Origin of the sequence: Nocardia sp. CA-119907, from assembly GCF_050955995.1 — a bacterium.
Classification (GTDB): Bacteria; Actinomycetota; Actinomycetes; order Mycobacteriales; family Mycobacteriaceae; genus Nocardia.
Genome location: NZ_CP192091.1, coordinates 7,909,093 through 7,925,377, shown reverse-complemented (window position 1 = coordinate 7,925,377; position 16,285 = coordinate 7,909,093). Strand labels below are relative to the sequence as shown.

General features: G+C 65.4%; 20 protein-coding genes, 1 tRNA gene and 2 pseudogenes. 6 read left to right on the top strand and 17 right to left on the bottom strand.

What is annotated here, in order from left to right; genetic code table 11:
* The first annotated feature begins 77 nt into the window (after window positions 1-77).
* Window positions 78-512 (top strand): holo-ACP synthase AcpS, encoded by a 435-nt coding sequence (gene acpS / locus ACQP2D_RS35680; RefSeq protein WP_433680328.1) that lies wholly within the window; start codon window positions 78-80, stop codon window positions 510-512.
* A 42-nt stretch (window positions 513-554) separates the two neighbouring features.
* On the opposite strand, the gene ACQP2D_RS35675 is transcribed toward acpS, so the two are convergent.
* On the bottom strand, window positions 555-1,175 hold the full coding sequence (locus ACQP2D_RS35675; protein ID WP_433685861.1) for a TetR family transcriptional regulator: 621 nt from the start codon (window positions 1,173-1,175) through the stop codon (window positions 555-557).
* Between the two features lie 313 nt (window positions 1,176-1,488).
* On the opposite strand from ACQP2D_RS35675, the gene ACQP2D_RS35670 reads away from it, so the two are divergent.
* Entirely contained in the window at window positions 1,489-2,760 is a 1,272-nt protein-coding gene (locus tag ACQP2D_RS35670; RefSeq protein ID WP_433680327.1) for a hypothetical protein, read from the top strand.
* 794 nt (window positions 2,761-3,554) lie between these two features.
* Here the strand turns inward: ACQP2D_RS35670 and bcp are convergent.
* Window positions 3,555-4,028: a thioredoxin-dependent thiol peroxidase gene (gene bcp, locus ACQP2D_RS35665; RefSeq protein ID WP_433680326.1), complete on the bottom strand. Its 474-nt coding sequence runs from the start codon at window positions 4,026-4,028 to the stop codon at window positions 3,555-3,557.
* Between the two features lie 111 nt (window positions 4,029-4,139).
* Here bcp and ACQP2D_RS35660 point away from each other — a divergent pair, with 111 nt between their 5' ends.
* Window positions 4,140-4,361, top strand: coding sequence for a DUF3618 domain-containing protein (locus ACQP2D_RS35660; protein ID WP_433680325.1), 222 nt, complete (start codon window positions 4,140-4,142; stop codon window positions 4,359-4,361).
* Window positions 4,362-4,421: 60 nt separating this feature from the next.
* Here ACQP2D_RS35660 and ACQP2D_RS35655 read toward each other — a convergent pair whose 3' ends face one another.
* Window positions 4,422-4,718 carry an excalibur calcium-binding domain-containing protein gene (locus ACQP2D_RS35655; RefSeq protein ID WP_354961387.1) on the bottom strand — a complete coding sequence of 99 codons (297 nt, stop codon included), beginning with the start codon at window positions 4,716-4,718 and terminating at the stop codon, window positions 4,422-4,424.
* A gap of 136 nt (window positions 4,719-4,854) precedes the next feature.
* Window positions 4,855-5,832 (bottom strand): pirin family protein, encoded by a 978-nt coding sequence (locus ACQP2D_RS35650; protein ID WP_433680324.1) that lies wholly within the window; start codon window positions 5,830-5,832, stop codon window positions 4,855-4,857.
* Window positions 5,833-5,890: 58 nt separating this feature from the next.
* Here ACQP2D_RS35650 and ACQP2D_RS35645 point away from each other — a divergent pair, with 58 nt between their 5' ends.
* Window positions 5,891-6,355, top strand: a complete 465-nt coding sequence (locus ACQP2D_RS35645; protein WP_433680323.1) for a MarR family winged helix-turn-helix transcriptional regulator — start codon at window positions 5,891-5,893, stop codon at window positions 6,353-6,355.
* Window position 6,356: 1 nt separating this feature from the next.
* On the opposite strand, the gene ACQP2D_RS35640 is transcribed toward ACQP2D_RS35645, so the two are convergent.
* The 3 genes from ACQP2D_RS35640 to ACQP2D_RS35630 form a co-directional block, all read right to left on the bottom strand.
* Window positions 6,357-6,668, bottom strand: coding sequence for a hypothetical protein (locus ACQP2D_RS35640; RefSeq protein ID WP_433680322.1), 312 nt, complete (start codon window positions 6,666-6,668; stop codon window positions 6,357-6,359).
* 95 nt (window positions 6,669-6,763) lie between these two features.
* On the bottom strand, window positions 6,764-7,390 hold the full coding sequence (locus ACQP2D_RS35635) for a transglycosylase SLT domain-containing protein (RefSeq protein ID WP_433680321.1): 627 nt from the start codon (window positions 7,388-7,390) through the stop codon (window positions 6,764-6,766).
* A gap of 541 nt (window positions 7,391-7,931) precedes the next feature.
* A complete protein-coding gene (locus tag ACQP2D_RS35630; protein ID WP_433680320.1) occupies window positions 7,932-8,402 on the bottom strand; it encodes a MarR family winged helix-turn-helix transcriptional regulator in 471 nt (156 codons plus the stop codon).
* A 76-nt stretch (window positions 8,403-8,478) separates the two neighbouring features.
* Here ACQP2D_RS35630 and ACQP2D_RS35625 point away from each other — a divergent pair, with 76 nt between their 5' ends.
* Entirely contained in the window at window positions 8,479-8,853 is a 375-nt protein-coding gene (locus ACQP2D_RS35625) for a cupin domain-containing protein (protein ID WP_433680319.1), read from the top strand.
* Window positions 8,854-9,056: 203 nt separating this feature from the next.
* Here ACQP2D_RS35625 and ACQP2D_RS35620 read toward each other — a convergent pair.
* From ACQP2D_RS35620 to ACQP2D_RS35585, 8 genes and pseudogenes are all read right to left on the bottom strand, one after another.
* Window positions 9,057-9,335: pseudogene (locus ACQP2D_RS35620) on the bottom strand (DUF899 family protein); the annotation flags it as partial.
* 91 nt (window positions 9,336-9,426) lie between these two features.
* Window positions 9,427-9,624 carry a hypothetical protein gene (locus tag ACQP2D_RS35615; RefSeq protein WP_433685984.1) on the bottom strand — a complete coding sequence of 66 codons (198 nt, stop codon included), beginning with the start codon at window positions 9,622-9,624 and terminating at the stop codon, window positions 9,427-9,429.
* 3 nt (window positions 9,625-9,627) lie between these two features.
* Window positions 9,628-9,834: pseudogene (locus ACQP2D_RS35610) on the bottom strand (SDR family NAD(P)-dependent oxidoreductase); the annotation flags it as partial.
* Window positions 9,835-10,093: 259 nt separating this feature from the next.
* On the bottom strand, window positions 10,094-10,582 hold the full coding sequence (locus ACQP2D_RS35605; protein WP_433680318.1) for an SRPBCC family protein: 489 nt from the start codon (window positions 10,580-10,582) through the stop codon (window positions 10,094-10,096).
* Between the two features lie 125 nt (window positions 10,583-10,707).
* The gene (locus ACQP2D_RS35600; RefSeq protein WP_433680317.1) at window positions 10,708-11,046 is read right to left on the bottom strand and encodes an ArsR/SmtB family transcription factor; all 339 of its coding nucleotides are present in this window, start codon (window positions 11,044-11,046) and stop codon (window positions 10,708-10,710) included.
* Window positions 11,043-11,507 carry an SRPBCC domain-containing protein gene (locus tag ACQP2D_RS35595; protein ID WP_433680315.1) on the bottom strand — a complete coding sequence of 155 codons (465 nt, stop codon included), beginning with the start codon at window positions 11,505-11,507 and terminating at the stop codon, window positions 11,043-11,045. The genes ACQP2D_RS35600 and ACQP2D_RS35595 overlap by 4 nt, the downstream gene beginning before the upstream one ends.
* 285 nt (window positions 11,508-11,792) lie before the next feature.
* Window positions 11,793-12,560, bottom strand: coding sequence for a pirin family protein (locus ACQP2D_RS35590; protein WP_433685860.1), 768 nt, complete (start codon window positions 12,558-12,560; stop codon window positions 11,793-11,795).
* A gap of 505 nt (window positions 12,561-13,065) precedes the next feature.
* A tRNA-Lys gene (locus ACQP2D_RS35585) sits at window positions 13,066-13,138 on the bottom strand.
* Between the two features lie 314 nt (window positions 13,139-13,452).
* Between ACQP2D_RS35585 and ACQP2D_RS35580 the strand changes: the two genes are divergently transcribed.
* Window positions 13,453-14,667, top strand: coding sequence for a L,D-transpeptidase (locus tag ACQP2D_RS35580; protein ID WP_433680314.1), 1,215 nt, complete (start codon window positions 13,453-13,455; stop codon window positions 14,665-14,667).
* A 64-nt stretch (window positions 14,668-14,731) separates the two neighbouring features.
* On the opposite strand, the gene ACQP2D_RS35575 is transcribed toward ACQP2D_RS35580, so the two are convergent.
* Together ACQP2D_RS35575 and ACQP2D_RS35570 are read right to left on the bottom strand one after the other, a co-directional pair.
* On the bottom strand, window positions 14,732-15,034 hold the full coding sequence (locus tag ACQP2D_RS35575; protein WP_433680313.1) for a hypothetical protein: 303 nt from the start codon (window positions 15,032-15,034) through the stop codon (window positions 14,732-14,734).
* Window positions 15,035-15,207: 173 nt separating this feature from the next.
* On the bottom strand, window positions 15,208-16,215 hold the full coding sequence (locus tag ACQP2D_RS35570; RefSeq protein WP_433680312.1) for a TauD/TfdA dioxygenase family protein: 1,008 nt from the start codon (window positions 16,213-16,215) through the stop codon (window positions 15,208-15,210).
* Window positions 16,216-16,285 lie beyond the last annotated feature (70 nt).

Below are 16,285 nucleotides of genomic sequence, written 5' to 3'. Positions count from 1 at the left end.
TACCGTGCAGAGTGCGGTCGCTTCGGCGGCCGCACTCTGACTTTCATTGAGCTAGCGGGCTGAGGAGCGGCGACGCATTGACCATCCTGGGGATCGGCTTGGACTTGGTGACCATCTCCGAGTTCGCCGAACAGTTGCAAAGATCCGGAACCACCATGCTCCGGGAGAGTTTCACCGCCGGTGAGCGGCGCTACTGTCAGAGCAAGGGCACCGATCCGGCACGCAGTTATGCCGCACGCTGGGCGGCGAAGGAAGCGGTGCTGAAGGCTTGGGCGTCATCGCGTTTCGCGCGTCGCCCGCAGATCGGCGACAACCCGTACCCCCTCATCGAGGTCGTCAATGACGCCTGGGGTCGGCCGAGCATCAAACTGCACGGCCTCGCCGCCGAATTCCTGCCGCGCGCAAGGGTTCATCTCTCGCTGACCCATGACGGGGATACCGCCGCCGCCATGGTTGTCCTGGAAGATCCGGGCGAGCTGGCCGACCTCATCGAGGGCCGCGAGGCGACCTGACCGCGCCTGCACGCCGGGCACTCCGTACTCGGAGTGCCCGTTTCAGCGCTGGCTGGCCGTGCGGGATTCCTTCTCCGCGACCATGAGGTAGGCGACCATGAGGCGCTTGAGTTCGGAGACGGCCTCGGTACTGGTCTGATCGTCCTGGACGGAGAAGTTCAGCATCGAATAGACGACGTGGACCAGGACCTCGGCCATCATGGTGCGGCGCGCGCGGGGGGTACGCGGGGTCAGCGGGCGCAGCATCTGCGAGACGACCTCGGCGAATTCCTTTTCGTGGATCGCGCCGGTGGCCCGGGTGGACGGGGTCGACTGCATCGCCAGCCAGACCTCGCGCCGGGACGGGTCGGTCATCCACAGATTCGCCAGATGGTCGACGAACTGATTCATATGCCGCAACCAGTCCAATGATGGGATCTCGCCGTGGAAGTCGGCGAGTTCCTGGGAAACGGCAACGAGGTCTTGACGATTCAGCTCACAGACAATGACGTACTTGTTGGCGAAGAACTGATACAGCGTGCCGATCGGCACCTCGGCCCGCGCCGCGACCTCTTCACAGGTGAACGATTCGAAACCGACCTCGACGAGCAATTCCCGGGATGCCTGCAAGAGGGCATCGAACTTGCGTTTGCTGCGTTCCTGAGTGGGCCTGCGCCGGGGCATGAGCTCCTGGGGGTCGTCCTGCAGGTCCAACGCAGGGTCCAGACGTCGCTGCTTCGACCTGGCCTCCGTGCGTACATCCACGTATCAAGGCTAGCGGTATCGACACGCGTGCGACACGCGCACGGTATCTGCGTGTTAAGGACTGTCACATTTCATCACCCATCCAAGTCGGATATGGCCCCGAACACATAACCGAGCGTGCGTGCATCACAAAGCGCGTTCAGGCCGGGGAATCCAAGGGGCTCAGGGGTTTCGGCAAGCTCGTGAGCTCGGAAAATACACTGGGAAGGCGTGATCAGTGGGAGCTCGATCTGTGGTAACACTTGGCGTTTCCACCGAACGCGGCGCCGTTCACGCGGTAGCCCTCGCCGACGGCGGCGAGCAGCTATCCGAGCGTGTGCTGCATCAGCGGGTGGTGAAGACTCGGGGCGAATCCAAGGCGGACCTAGCGGTCGCGGTCGAGACGGCGATGGACTCCCTCGCCGCCGAGTTCGGGCCGGATCAGGAGATCTGCGGCACGGCGGTCGCCTACCGCGATGCCGCCGAGCGCCGCGCGATCGTCACCAGGTTGGCGTCCGGGCCGTGGCATGCCGCCTCGCTGGTTTCGGCGAAGGCCGCACATCTGAGCGTGGCCGGAGTCATGACCTGGCTCGTTGAATTCGACGACCTACTCATCTGCGAAGTCGTCCCGGGGTATCAGGCCTTCACGCTGGTCGACCGTCGGCGTAGCCGGGTGCTGGCCGCGACGAGCCAGTCGGGTCGCGCCACCGCCACGGCGCTCGACGCCGCGGTGGCGGCGGCGTGGGATGAGTTCGAGGCGGCCGCTGTTCGTCCGTCCGCGGTCGTGCTGATCGGCTCGGGTGCGGGTGGGGCGATGGTGGCAACGGCGATGGACGGATTCGGTGCGCCGGTTATTCCGTGCAAGATCGCGACATCCGCCACCGCGGTCGGTGCGGCGCTGTTCGCGATGTCCGATGTGGAAGGCCCGGTCGAGCCGGTCGAGCCGGTCAGGAGTACGCGAGGCACCGGGGTGCTGGTCGCCGCGGCCGGTGTGCTGGCGGGCGGTCTGGTCGCGGGCGGGCTGTACGTGGCGAACACCTCGTCGCACGGCACCGCATCGGCCACCGCGGAAGCGCGGGTCGCCGCGGACGCGCGCGCGGTCGACGGCACCGGATCGGCCAGCGGCTCCACTGCGGGCTCTTCGGTTCAGCCGAATCCCTACCCCTTCGACCGACCGGATGCCCGGCAACCCATCGCGGCCGGACCCACCTCCGATGCGACGGCGGCCCAATTCGACCTGGGCGGATCCCCGCTGTACGCCGGGCAGCACTGGGGCGGCCCGCCGCTGGCCCTGTCCCCCTTCGATGTGCACGAGCACGAAAACGAGGCGGCGGTATCGCCGCAGCAGGTCCCCGGGGCGGGCATACCCGGACCGACCGTCAAGGTCGGTGCCCCCAACGGTGCCATGCTGTTCCCCGGTGAATCTCCGCCTCCGCCGGATTTCACCCCCGAGTCCTATCGCTGGTGGGACAACCACCTCCGCTTGGTTCTGCAATGGGCGGCCCAGCAGATAGTGCCCACCTAGCGATAACGCGCGAAAGGTCCGGTGCCCCAGCGGCATCGGACCTTTCGCTATTCGGGGCTCAATTCGTCCTTCGACGCCGGAACAGTGCCCCCGCCGCTCCGAGCGCCGCGATCCCCGCAACCCAAGGCCTTCGCATTGATGTGGGGTCTGGACGAGGGCGGCGGTCGTGGGCCGAAATGCGGGCTGAGTCTGGATCAGGTGATCGACGCCGCGATCGAGGTGGCCGATGCCGGTGGGGTCGGCACGCTCTCCATGAGCCGGGTCGCCGAGCGGCTCGGATTTCACCACGATGTCGCTGTACCGGTATGTCGACAGAAGGGCGCTCGGATCGAGCTGGTATCGGATCGGTTGGTCGGCCCGCCCCCGAGCTGCCCGACGATCCGACCTGGCGGGTCCGCCTCGAGGCCTGGGCATGGGCGGAGTTCGCATGATCGGACAGCACCCGTGGTGGGTCGACCTGCCGTTGGCACCGCGGAACATGACCTGGCAGGACGTCGGACTGTCCGTCTTCGCCGGAACCGCGGTGCCCGAACCGGTGAAACTACAACTGGTGCTGAATGTTTCGCGGTATGTGATCGGGCGGACGCGGATGGCCAGGGAGATGGCGCCAGTGCCGAGTACGGCGGGTACTCGGCAGCGTGATCGACCCGCAGCGTTACCCGGCGTTGGCCTTTGTCATCTCGAGCAGGCCTTCGACCTGGACGAAATGAACTGGGCGAGGGCGAGCTGCGGTTCGGTCTGGATCGGCTGCTCGATGCCTGCGAGCAGTTCGTGCGCTCATTCGAGACGTAGATCTACACCGACAGGTCGCGGCGGAGTTTGGCGACGTGGCCGGTGGCGCGCACGTTGTATTGGGCGACCTCGATCCGGCCCGTTTCGTCGACCAGGAAGGTGGATCGGATGACGCCGGTGACGGTTTTGCCGTACATGGTCTTTTCGCCGAATGCGCCCCACGCGGTGAGTACGGACTTATCCGGATCCGACAGCAGTGGGAAGGTGAGTTTCTCGGCGTCGCGGAATTTGACCAGCTTGGCCGGCTTATCCGGGGAGATACCGATGACCTCGATGCCCGCGCCCTCGAGGTCGGCGAGGTTGTCGCGGAAATCGCAGGCCTGCTTGGTGCAGCCGGGGGTGCTCGCGGCCGGGTAGAAGTAGACGATCACTTTGCGGCCGCGGTAATCGGACAGCGACACGTTCTTGCCGTCGGCGTCGGGCAGGGTGAAGTCGGGGGCGGGATCGCCGGGGGAGAGTCGTTGGTTGTCGGTCACGCCTTGCACGGTAATCGAACGTCCCGACAATGGAGCCCGCACCGACTCGGTGCGGCTGGCTAGACTCGTCGGCGAGCGCGTTCGCGGCACATCTGACACAGGAGGACACACGTGGCTAGGGATACCGAGCGGATCGAGCGGGATATCGAGGCCGCGCGGACACGGCTCGCGAGCACGCTCGACGAAATCGCCGTGCGGGCCGATCCGCAGCGCATCGCCGATGACACCAAGCACATGGTGCTGGCGAAGCTGAACGAGCCGAAGGTGAAGTACAGCCTGATCGGTGCTGCCGCGGTGGTCGTCGGGCTGGTGCTGGTCAAGATTTTCCGCTGAGCCGAAAACGACAACACCCGGTGTGGCCTGCCACACCGGGTGTTCTGCGTTTATGGGCTATCAGACCGTCGGGCAGGCGAAGCCGTCGCCGTCCGGATCCAAATGCGGGCCGTAGCCCGGTTCCCCGCGGAACAGCGGTGCCCGACCGGCCGCGCGGGCCTCATCGCAGTTGGCGAATGCGCCACCGGCCGAGCCGGTCTGGGACATGCCCGCCGAGCCGGTCGCGGCCGAGCCGGTATCGATTGCGGATGAACCCGTTCCTGCGGAACCGGAGGGGACGTCGGCCAGGGCTGCGGGCGCCGCTAGAAAGGTCAGTCCCGCGGCGGCAACGCTGACGGTGAGCCGGCGAACGTTCATATATTCCTCTGTTTGTTTGCTGCGGTGGATGTGCGTCCAGGGGGAGACGCCGCATCCACTGTTGTGACGGGCCGCTCCGTTGTCAACCGCGCAGCTGGACAATAGGGGGATTAGGGGAAGATCACCGCTACCGCCATCACTCGCCCAGGCGCTTGCCCGCCGAGTGTTCGGCTGGAATATTTCCCATTCGTCCGGCCTGGTAGTCCGCCATTGCCTGGATGATTTCGGCGCGGGTGTTCATGACGAACGGACCGTATTGCACGACAGGCTCTTTGATCGGCTGGCCGCCGAGCAGTAGCACCTCCAGCTCGCCGGTTCGGTTGTGCTGCACCGGATCCGCGGTAAGGGTTAGCGAGTCGCCCGGGCCGAAGGCGGCTAGTTGGCCTTCGCTGACCGGTCGGCGTTCGGCGCCCACCGTTCCGCTGCCGGACAACACATATGCCATCGCGGTGAACCGTTGCGGCCAAGGGGTTTCCAGTTGTCCGCCCGGTGTGATGGAGGCGTGCGCGTAGGCGATCGGGGTATAGGTCGAGCCGGGGCCCTCGAAGCCGCCGATCTCGCCCGCGATGATGCGCACCAGCGCGCCACCGTCGTGCGAGCTGACCAGCGTCAGTTCGGAGCCGCGCAGATCCTGGTAGCGCGGGCTGGCCATCTTCTGCGCGCGCGGCAGATTGACCCACAGCTGGATGCCGTGGAACCAGCCGCCCGCGATGACCAGATCCTCTGCGGGCAGTTCGTCGTGCAGGATGCCGGATCCGGCCGTCATCCACTGGGTGTCACCCTCGCTGATGACGCCACCGCCGCCGTTCGAGTCGTGGTGCACCATGGTGCCGTCCATGACATAGGTGACGGTCTCGAATCCGCGATGCGGATGCCACGGTGCGCCCTTGGCCTCGTATGGCTCGTAGGCGACCGGGCCCATCTGGTCGAGCAGGATGAACGGATCGGCCGAGCGCAGATCCATGCTCGGGAACGGGCGACGCACTTCGAAGCCCGCACCTTCGCGCTGCTTATGAGCGGTGGTGATACTGCCGACCTTGCGCTCGCGGGTGGCGTCGGTCGGGCGGGGCAGTCGCGGCAGCACCATGATGTCGGGGACGGTAATGGCTGGCATGGGCACCTCCTGAATGCTTGGTGTCCATGTCAACCAAAGGCTGGCTAGGATCATTCCCGTGGTCCGATGGCTGAACGATGACGAGCAGGAGACCTGGCAGGCCTTTATCCGGCTGCGCCAGCGGCTGGACGCGGCACTCGCGGCCGGGCTGGCCGAGGACGGCCTGTCCACCGCCGACTATGAACTGCTGGTGCCGCTATCGGCCGCCCCCGGCGGCTGCATGCGCGCCAAGGAGTTGGCCGCCGAGGTCTGCTGGGAGAAGAGCAGACTCTCGAAACACTTGGCGCGCATGGATTCTCGCGGACTCGTCGACCGTCGCCCGGCCGCCGACGATGCCAGGGGGATTCTGGTCGAACTCACGCCGGAAGGGCGCAAGGTGCTCGAAAAGGCGGCGCCGAACCATGTTGAACTGGTGCGGCGGATATTTGTCGATCCCATGACGCCCGCGGAGGCGCGGGCATTGCGGTCGCTGGCCGATAAGGTGGTCGCCGAGGCGCAGAGCGGTACCGAACTCGGTTACTGAATCACCACGGTGTGATCGGCGGCTTCACCCACAGCAGCTTCTCCTCGGTGTGATTGCGTTGTGCCGCAGGATGGTTCGGATGACGCGCGGCCCAGGTGTCCTTCTCGTCGAGCAGGTTGGCCACAGTCGTCCAGGTTTCGCCGGTGCTCGGCGGGTTCGTCTCGGCGGCGCGCGCCAGCTTCCGCAGGATCGCCGCGGGCATATCCAGCAGTTCGGCCCCGGTGATGCCGCGATCCCAGATATAGGCCGCGAGGCGGCGCGCCTTCTCGGCGCGGCTCTTCGACGCGTGGTCGGAATGGGCGTAATCGGTCATGGCGCAGTCCACATCGATGGTGGGTGTTCTGCGTCGACCCTACGACAACGCCTCCCCGCGGTCGGGCGGGGAGGCGTTGTCGAGGCGGTCTTGGATCAGTACGCCGAGTTGACGTTGTCCATCGAGCCGTAGCGGTGCGCCGCGTAGTTGCAGGCGGCGGTGATGTTGGCCACCGGGTCCCAGATGTCCCAGGCGGTGCCCTCGACGTGGTAGGCGTTGAAGGTGGGGTCGATCACCTGGAGCAGGCCCTTGGACGGGATGCCGGCGGCGGCGTTGGAGTCCCAGAGGTTGATGGCCTGGGGGTTACCGCCGGATTCGCGCATGATGTTGCGGTAGATGCCGTTGTAGCTGCCCGGGATGCCCTGTGCGGCCATGATGTCGAGGGCGTGGTGGATCCAGCCGTCGAGGTTGTCCTCGTAGACCGGGGCCGGGGGCGGCGGCGGGGTCAGGCCGGGGACCGGCGGCAGTTCGGGCAGTGCGGGCAGCGCGGGCAGTTCGGGCAGGCCGGGAATCGGGGCGTCGACCGGCGCGGCCGCGGGGGTGACCGCGGGGGCGGCGGGCTGCTCCTCGGCGACCATGGCGATGCGCGACGGAACGCTGTCGTCGGCCAGCGCGACTACGGAGGAGGTGCCGACGGCGATGATGCCGGCTGCGGCGACAGCGAGGGTGACACTGTCACGGAGCGACAGGCGGCGGAAAGCGGAGAGGCGTTTGTCGAGCATTTCGAAATCAGTTCCTTGATCGTGTCCAGAGAGGCGATCCGGCCCGGTGGAGGCAGCGCGGATCTCCGACGGGGCACCCGGTGTGAAGCCCGTCTGAATCGGTTCATATGCTGTTTTCGGATTTTGATTTGAAGGCCAGGCGAGCCCTGGCGCCCGAAGCGGTTAAGAGCCACCCGGGGTCGGTTCCCGGCGGGTGCCGCTGTCGTGCGGGGGGAGAATGCGGTCGCGGGCTGTGGTGCCGCTGCTATCTCCAGCGACCGCGGCGGGTGAAACCCATCTGCCGTTTGCGGTCGTTTTCCGACTGTGTGTGGATTGCTCCACGGTGTAACCGAACTGTTGGTCTGTTCGTGACCTGATCTCAGCTTGGTCACGATGGGTTAATGCAGGGTAAACGAATAGTGAACGAACAGGGTTGCCGATCTTGGAAAGCCCTGGTCGGGCTCCTGGATACCCCCTCCATGCTGGGAGTTTGCTGCTAAACGCTATGTGGCGCAGGTCACAAATTTTTACCTGTAACGCAGGCCACTTTGTCTCAATTTGGTCACCAAGAGGCCGGGCGGACCCTTCCTGGGGGCACCACGCGGGTCAAATTGTTACGCAATTCGGCGACCGCGGAATGGCCCAAAATGGCCGCCCACTGGTCGGCGAAGTTCGCCGCCGCGGCATCCGCCGCGCGTGTGCAGGCCCATCCCTTATCGGTGAGGGTGATCAGTCGTGCGCGGGCGTCGTCTGGATGTGCGTTGCGTTCGGCGTAGCCCTTGCGCACGAGTTCGTCCACCAACTGGCTGGCGGCCTGTTTGGTTACCCCCAGATGCTCGGCCAACTCGCCGACCGTCGCGCCGCTCGGTGCCAATCGAACGAAGGCGAACCCGTGCGTCGGCCGCACGTCGGCGAATCCGGCGGCGACCACTCCCGCGTGGATGGCGTCGGTCGCGGCCGCTCCCGCGGCCAGCAGGAGCAGGGCGAGATCCTGTCCGGGCCGCAGGGTCGAGGCGGGTTTCAGATCGGACATGACTGACATCTTGACACGGATGGGCAAGCAGCTTGACTATATAGTCAAGCTGCTTGACCAAATGAAGGAGTAAGACATGCCTGTGACCCGTGCCGCCGAGGCCGAAACCCACGAAATGCACGGCACCCGATTCACCTCCTACATCCGCCCCGGCATGGGCAGTACCGAACTGTGCGTCTGGCAGACCCAGGTGCCCGCGGGTTTGAAGGGTATGCCGCACAAGGTTTTACGAGAGGAGGCGTTCGTGATCATCGCGGGCGTGGTGACGCTGACCATCGACGGTCAGCCGGAGGAATTGCGGGCGGGCGATGCGGCCCTCGCCCCGGCGGGCTCGACCATCAACCTGGAGAACAACGGAACCGAAACCGCCACCCTCGTGGTGACCGTTCCGGTCGGCTTCCAAGGTGAACTGCTCGACGGAACTGTCATCAACCCGCCATGGGCCAGCTGATCGGCGCCGATCAGGCAAGTGTCCAACGACACACCCCGCGCTATCGCTGCGATGGCGGTGCGTTACCGCATTGAACGAACAAAAATCCCCCCATCGGCATGCCGCCGATGGGGGGATTTTGCTGGTGCGCCATTAGGGACTCGAACTCCGAACCCGCTGATCGAGAGTCCGGTCAATTTGCTGGCGGTGCTCAGAAACTGCTGTTAACTCCCCGGATCCGCTGGGTGCGCACAGCAGGCGGACGGTACCTTTTTGTGCTCGATGACCCCGGCCTTGGCGCCGCCGGTGATCTTGTCCAACCACTGCTGTTCGGGTTCGGCCTGCCCTTCATAGCTGTCGTGCCAGTTCCACCACTCGTAGGGCGCCGTGTGGGGATAGCCTTCGGGCGAATCCTCAAACTGCTCCTGGCGCCCCAGCGGCGTCACATCGAGATAACTCCACGTAGTCCCCAACGCCTCGTCGCCGCGGTTGTTGAGGAAATATCATTGACCTCGTCATGCAGAATCGAAAGGCGACCAATTCGTCCGGTTCCATCATCCAACCGTCGGTGTTGGAGCCGTGCGCCTTCGCGTGCTAGCGCGTTGCCGGATTTTCGACGAACGCGGCGAACTCGCGCTCGAGTGCCTTGACCACACCGTTGCGCCAGCCGGCCGCCACGGGCGCCGAGGTCTGATCGGGAAAGATGTCCTCCTCGCCCTTCTCCACCCCGTCCAAGATGGCGTGCGCGACGGATTCCGGACTCGTCTTCGGTATGTCGAATCCTCGGGACATGTCCGTGTCCACTGGGCCTGTCAGAACGGCGTGGACGCTCACGCCGTGGCCGGCCAGATGAGCACGCAGCGAGAGGGTCAGCGACAACGCGGCAGTCTTGGAGATCGAATAGGCCGGAACCGGCGGCAATGGGGCCAATGCACCCAGCGACAGAGCATTGACAACAGCTCCCCGAGACCGGGTCAGCTGCGGCAGAAAAGCGTGTGTCACGCTATGTGGCCCAAAGAGATTGACCCCAAAGAGATTGACGGCGAGGCTCCCGCGGCGCCCTTCCTCGAGGCTTCGCCAACCAGCGCCTGCCCGATACCGCGATTGGCCCCGGTGACGAGAATTGTTGCGCCTGCGATCACCATTCACTTTTCTCCTTATCGATTGGGTGGATGTCGTGGCTGAGCCAACGCAGAGCCGGAATCGCTGTCGGCTCCTTGACCGCCGGTGGCTTCAGAAAGCCGCCCGCTCGACCGGGCGGTCACCACGGATCGGGCAGGCCCGCTCCTGTGGTGATCAGGCTGCGGAGGCTGCCGTTGATGTAGTGCAGCCAAGCCGTGGAGCACGCGCCGAAGCACTCGACGTCCGGTACCAGGCCGACGTGGGTGAACCGCAGCTCGGCGCCGCCGGCCGTGGGGACGATGTCGAACACGATGTCACTGCCGGTCCACTCACCCGGCTCCGAGATGAACGCCAGGTGACTATCGGTGACCCGCCAGACCACGCGGCGGCCCGGATCGAGCTCGATCACGCGCTGGAGGCTGTAGTGCTGGGGAGGGTGCCGGTAGGTGAACTCGCTACCCAGCCCGTCCGCACGCCCCTCGACTTGGCCCGTCCACCAGGCGCCGACGTCCAGTATGGCGGCGAAGACCTCCTCCGGTGACTGCTCGACCGTGTACGACGTCGAGTAGCCGCGCTCGGTGTGGGCTGCGCTTGCTGTGTTCATTTCGTGGCTGCCGGTTGATTGCATTGTCATGAGTGATCGGGTCCTTGTCTCTTTCGTGTCCATTGATCGGGTGGTTGCGGGATCTCGTGCAGGCACGGTTGTCCGGCGCGCGCACGTCCGTGACGGCGCAACGTGGGTGTGCAGGACGGTCAGCCCTGCTTGCTGCGTTGGATTTGCTCGGCAATGCGCTTGATCCGCCGCAGCCGGGCGTCCCAGGTCGCGCCGACGGCGGACAACTGGGCGACCGCACGGGCGAGCTGTGCCTCGTCTACCTCGTAGCGGCGCTCGCGCCCCGCCGGCATCATGTGCACCAGGCCGACACGGTCCAGCACACCGAGGTGCTTGGCGACCGCCTGCCGGGTGACCGGCAGGCGGTCGCTGAGCGTGGTCGCCGTACCGCCTCCCTCGGCAAGGAGCAGGTCGAGCATCCGTCGCCGGGTCGGGTCGCCGACCGCGGACCAGAGGTTGTCATCGATCGCAGTGCTCACGGCCGCGCAACCAACTTGTTGGCGTACGTGACGAGGCGCGGGAGGAAGAGGTCCCAGCCGCGGGCGTGGTCGAGGTAGGTCTCCTCCAGCACGGCTGCCTCCCAACCGCGCTCACGGAAGCCGGTTTCCTTGAAACGCAGCAGCGTGCCGTCACCGGACGGAACGAGGGCGAAGGTGACGAGAAGGGAGTTGTCCGGCGCCGCCGACTCGCCCTCGTCGTACACCCAGCGGAACACGAACAGGCGGGGCGGGTCGGCCTCCACGACGGTGAGCCTCTCGACCTTCGCGTCCGCCGAGGCCGGATCGCCGAAGGTGATCGTGCCGGTGGCGCCGGAGATCGGGTCGAGCTCGGCGTTGTCGGGCCACCACTCGCGCAGGTGTTCTGGAGAGCTGATCACCTGGTACACCACGTCGGGGGTGGCGTCGATGTGGAGCTCCCGCTCGATGCTTCCGTATTCCATGTGACCCTCCTAGCCTTCAACGCAACCAATGGTTGCATGTCAGCGTATCCGGCACGCCCCATACGCGCAACCTTTCGTTGCGCAACGGTTGGTGATCGGATCCCAGGCTCCGGGTTGGCGACACGCCTCGGTGCAACACCAGCCCAGCGGCTCGCAACGGCTTCCAGTCGATCGGCGATACCGACACCGCTTCGTCGAGCACGTTGGCCTACGTCGACGAGCCGGCGTAGTCAGGGTTCTCGATCAAGTGGAGCGATCCCCCTGACGGTGGATGGGTACCGGGGGTCAGAACTGGACGCCGGCGTGCATTTCCCAGACCAGGATCTCGGCGGGCTCGCTCGCGGTGACCTGTTGGCCGCCGGTAGCGGTGAAGCGCACCGCGTCGCCGGTATGCAGCGGGCCTCCGCCCTCCAGTGTCACCGCGCCGCGGGCCACGAACAGGTGCAGGAACGGCGCGTCGGGCAGGTGCGCCGACTGTCCTGGGGCGAGCCGCGCGGCGTACAGGGCCGCGTGCGAGTTCCGGATCCGGATCGCGGCCTGGCCATCATGTTTGCGCATACCCGAGGCGACCGGCAGCAGACTGCCGGACAGCAGTTCCGGCTCGATCTCGAGCTGCTCGTAACCGGGGGTGATGCCGGCCTCGTCGGGCACCACCCACATCTGCACGAAGTGCACCGGGTCCTGGTGGACGTTGCCGCTGAGCCGCCACGAGTCGTTCTTCTCCGAGTGCAGGATGCCGGTGCCGGCGCTCATGCGCTGGGCCAGGCCGGGGTAGATCACGCCGTTATGGCCGGTGGAGTCCTGGTGGACCAGCGAGCCCTCCAGCACCCACGTGACGATCTCCACGTCGCGGTGTGGATGGGTGTCGAACCCCGTACCGGGATCGACGATGTCGTCGTTGTTGACCAGCAGCAGCCCATGATGAGTGTTGGCCTGGTCGAAATGGTGGCCGAAGGAGAACGAGTGCTTGGAATCCAGCCAACCGAAGTCGGACTTGAACCGGTCCTCGGCACGGCGGATGTCGACGGTGGGAGTCAAGTCGATGGTGCTCATGAGGTGCCCTCCTCCAAGATCGGTGCCGGCCTGATCGCCGACCCGCAATTTGGTTTCCATGGAAACTAACCAGCGTCGGGGCGGAACTATTTCCGCCGGCGATCCACCGTCGTGATCGACACGGTGTCGCTTCCTGGGAATGCGGTGGGGATCGGTGGGCGGGTGTCGAAACGGCGGGCAACGGCCAGCTCGCGCAGCTTCGCCACGGCCACGTCGACCGGCAGCGCGACCGGGGCGTCGTCGGCGTAGATGTGAGCTACGACACGTCCGGGTGGGCCGGATCGTTACCGAGCGTGATCGCCGTGGACGTAGACCGCATCCAGCAGTTCGGGGGGCGTGGCGTGCGCACTCGTGACAAAGTCCCTGTGTCGTGACCGACAAGGGGGCATGAAGAGATCCGCGAATGCGGCTTTGAGTGGCTACGATGCGGGGATGACCAGCCGCATGCAGAAACGCGTCAGCGCCGGGCTAGTGATAACAAATCTCACTGCCCAGCGCAAATCTGTGCGCCATCAGGGACTCGAACCCCGAACCCGCTGATTAAGAGTCAGCTGCTCTGCCAATTGAGCTAATGGCGCGTATCTCGCTGTGCTCCGTGTTCCGGTGCGGGACAAAGATTAACAGGCGGAGTGCCCATAAGTGAAATCGGTTTCTGACCGGGGCGGATGGGGAGTTCGCGGCCGGTGTTAACACGGCGCTGGATGGAAGTGATCTAACCGGTGAACTCGCCAGCGTCGGAATGGTTTCACGTTGGATCATGCCTTCCGACCTGGCAGAATGGCGGGGCGTGATCTTGACCGAACACCATCGGCGTTGCGGGAGGAACGTGTGTGTCGGTTGGATCCGAAGCATCGGTGCGCTGGCGGCACCGAGACTTGAAACGGGGTTGAATATGAGCGTTGGTCAGGGTCGACATCGGTTGATGAGAAAGATCACCGGACCTGCAGTCGTTTTCGCGGTGTTCGCGCTGGCCCTGACGGCATGCTCGTCATCCAACGCCGCCGACGCCACATCGGTCGCCATCGACCGCAATCCGATCACCGAACTGATGAAGCCCAAGCTGTTATCGCCGGTCAAGGACGGTGACGTAGGCGTTTCTCCTGGCATGCCGATGACGTTCAAGGTCGATGACGGCAAGTTCACCGCGGTGACATTGACCAACCCGCAGGGCGCCCCGGTCGGCGGCAAGCTGGCCGCCGACGGGCGGAGCTGGGAGACCACCGAGGTGCTCGGCTACGGCAAGACCTACAAGGTCAAGGCCGACGCGATCGGTCTCGGCGGCGCGAACTCCACCGTGCTCAGCTTCACCACCAGCTCGCCGGACAGTCAGACCAAGCCGTTTCTGCTGCCCGGCGAGGGGGAGGTGGTCGGCATCGGCCAGCCGATCGCCGTGCAGTTCGACGAGAACATCCCGGACCGCAAGGCCGCGCAGAATGCGATCAAGGTCACCACTGAGCCGCCGGTAGAGGGTGCCTTCTACTGGGTGAACAACCGTGAGGTCCGGTGGCGGCCGGAGCATTTCTGGGCGCCGGGCACCAAGGTCACCATCGATGTGAACGTCTATGGCCGCGATCTCGGCAAAGGACTGTTCGGCCAGGACAACATCCACTCCTTCTTCACCATCGGCGAACCGACCATCTTCACCGCGGACGACAACACCAAGCAGGTGACGGTGGAGATGAACGGTCAGGTGGTGCGGACCATGCCGACCTCGATGGGCAAGGACAGCACGCCCACCGACAACGGCATCTACATCGTCGGCGACCGTTTCGATCGCATCATCATGGATTCCTCGACCTACGGCGTGGCGGTCAGTTCGCCGAACGGCTACAAGACGCCGGTCGACTATGCGACCCGACTGTCCTACTCGGGCATCTTCTTCCACTCCGCGCCGTGGTCGGTTGGTGCGCAGGGCTATTCGAACACCAGCCATGGCTGCCTGAACCTCAGTCCGGCGAACGCGCTGTGGGTGCTGCAGAACGCCAAGCGCGGCGATATCACCATCGTCAAGAACACGGTGGGTGGCACTTTGTCGGGCGTGGACGGTCTCGGTGACTGGAACATTCCGTGGCCGGAATGGAAGGCGGGTAACGCCGACAATCGCTGACCTGCTCGGATAGCGAAAAGGCCCCCGGCGGAAAGAAACCGCCGGGGGCCTTTCGCATATCGGATCAAGGAATGACCGGGCCTGCCGTGCCCGCGCAACTGAGCGTTCCGCCGACCGCGCTGCCGAGCGCGGCGCACAACAGCGGCCCGCCGAAGAGCAGACTCTCGAAGCCTTTCATGGCGGCCCCGGCCGATCCGGTCCCGGAGGAGCCGGTGGTTGTGGCTCCGCCCGCCGATCCGGTGGTGAGCGTGCCCGAACCAGAACTGGATCCGGTGCCCGGCTCGACCGCGATATCCGCGGTTGCGGTACCGGTGGTGCCTGCGAGCAGGGTTGCGCCGACGAAAGCTGCGATTACCGCGGAACGCATCACGAACTTGGTGTCTTTCTGATCAACCGGAGTGGCGTCCTTGCGACACCTCCCTCGTGCCCGCAGTCTACGGAGTGAAAAGGAGATCTGTCACATAATCGGCCGAGTTGGTCGGAGCCCGGGATGCAGGGGCTTGACATCTGTGAAATCGGCTGCGTCGCACTCGTTTCCGGTCAGGCGACCTTGACGTTGGCGGTCGCGCGGAATTCCTCGCCCTCGACGATCTCCGAGGTGTATCCGGTGGGACCGACCGGCCGGTCGCCGATCAGCGTCACCCGGTGCAGTACTCGCTCGACATCGAGGTGGTCGAGGTCCTGCGGACCCAGGTGTGCGGTGGCACGGTTGTCCCAGAACGCCACACTGCCCGGCTCCCACTTGAATCGGACGGTGTATTCCGGGCGAGTAAGGTGCTCGTACAGCAGTTCCAGCAGCTTGCGGCTCTCGACCGCGGACAGGTCGAGGATCCGGGTCGTGAAACCGGGATTGACGAACAGCGCCTTCTCGCCCGTTTCGGGGTGGACCCGGACGACCGGGTGGTGGGAGACGAGCAGATTCGCCTTGATCCGGCGCGACAGTTCGTCGTTCTCGTCGCCGCGCTCCTGACCGGCCAGGAACCGGTGCTCCGCGCGGAGCCCGTCGACCAGATTCCGCAGCGGTTCGGAAAGTCCCGCGTACGCGGCGGCCTGGTTGGTCCAAGTCGTATCGCCCCCGAAGTCCGGCACCGTTTCCGCGCGCAGCAGCGAGGCGGCGGGCGGGTTCACCGCGGCGGTGACATCGGTGTGCCAGCCCGAGTAGTAGGTGTACTGGCGCTTCGCGTACTGGTCGCGGAACTTCTTGCCGTACTTCTGCTCGTAGCGTTTCGGATCGATCGTGAGGATCTCCGGAAATTCCGCTGGCGGCGCGTCCTCGTGCGGGTGCGCGTGGGTCAGCTCGCCGAACCGCCGCGCGAAGGCGATCTGCTCGGCGTGGCCGATCTGCTGGTCGCGGAAGAACACGACCTTGTACTTCAGCAGCTTTCGGCGGATCTTGGCGACGACGGCGTCATCGAGAGGTTGGGACAGGTCGACACCCTTGATTTCCGCGCCGATATGCCCGGCGACGGGGCGTACGGAGATTTCCGGCGTGCTCGACTCTGCGTCGGCCACATTCTCCTGAACGGAATTGCTGATGACGTTGGTCATGATCCGACCTTTCTTTTCGGTTATTCGCCGACATATTTCGGGCACGGCGAACGAAGACATTCGAACCGGA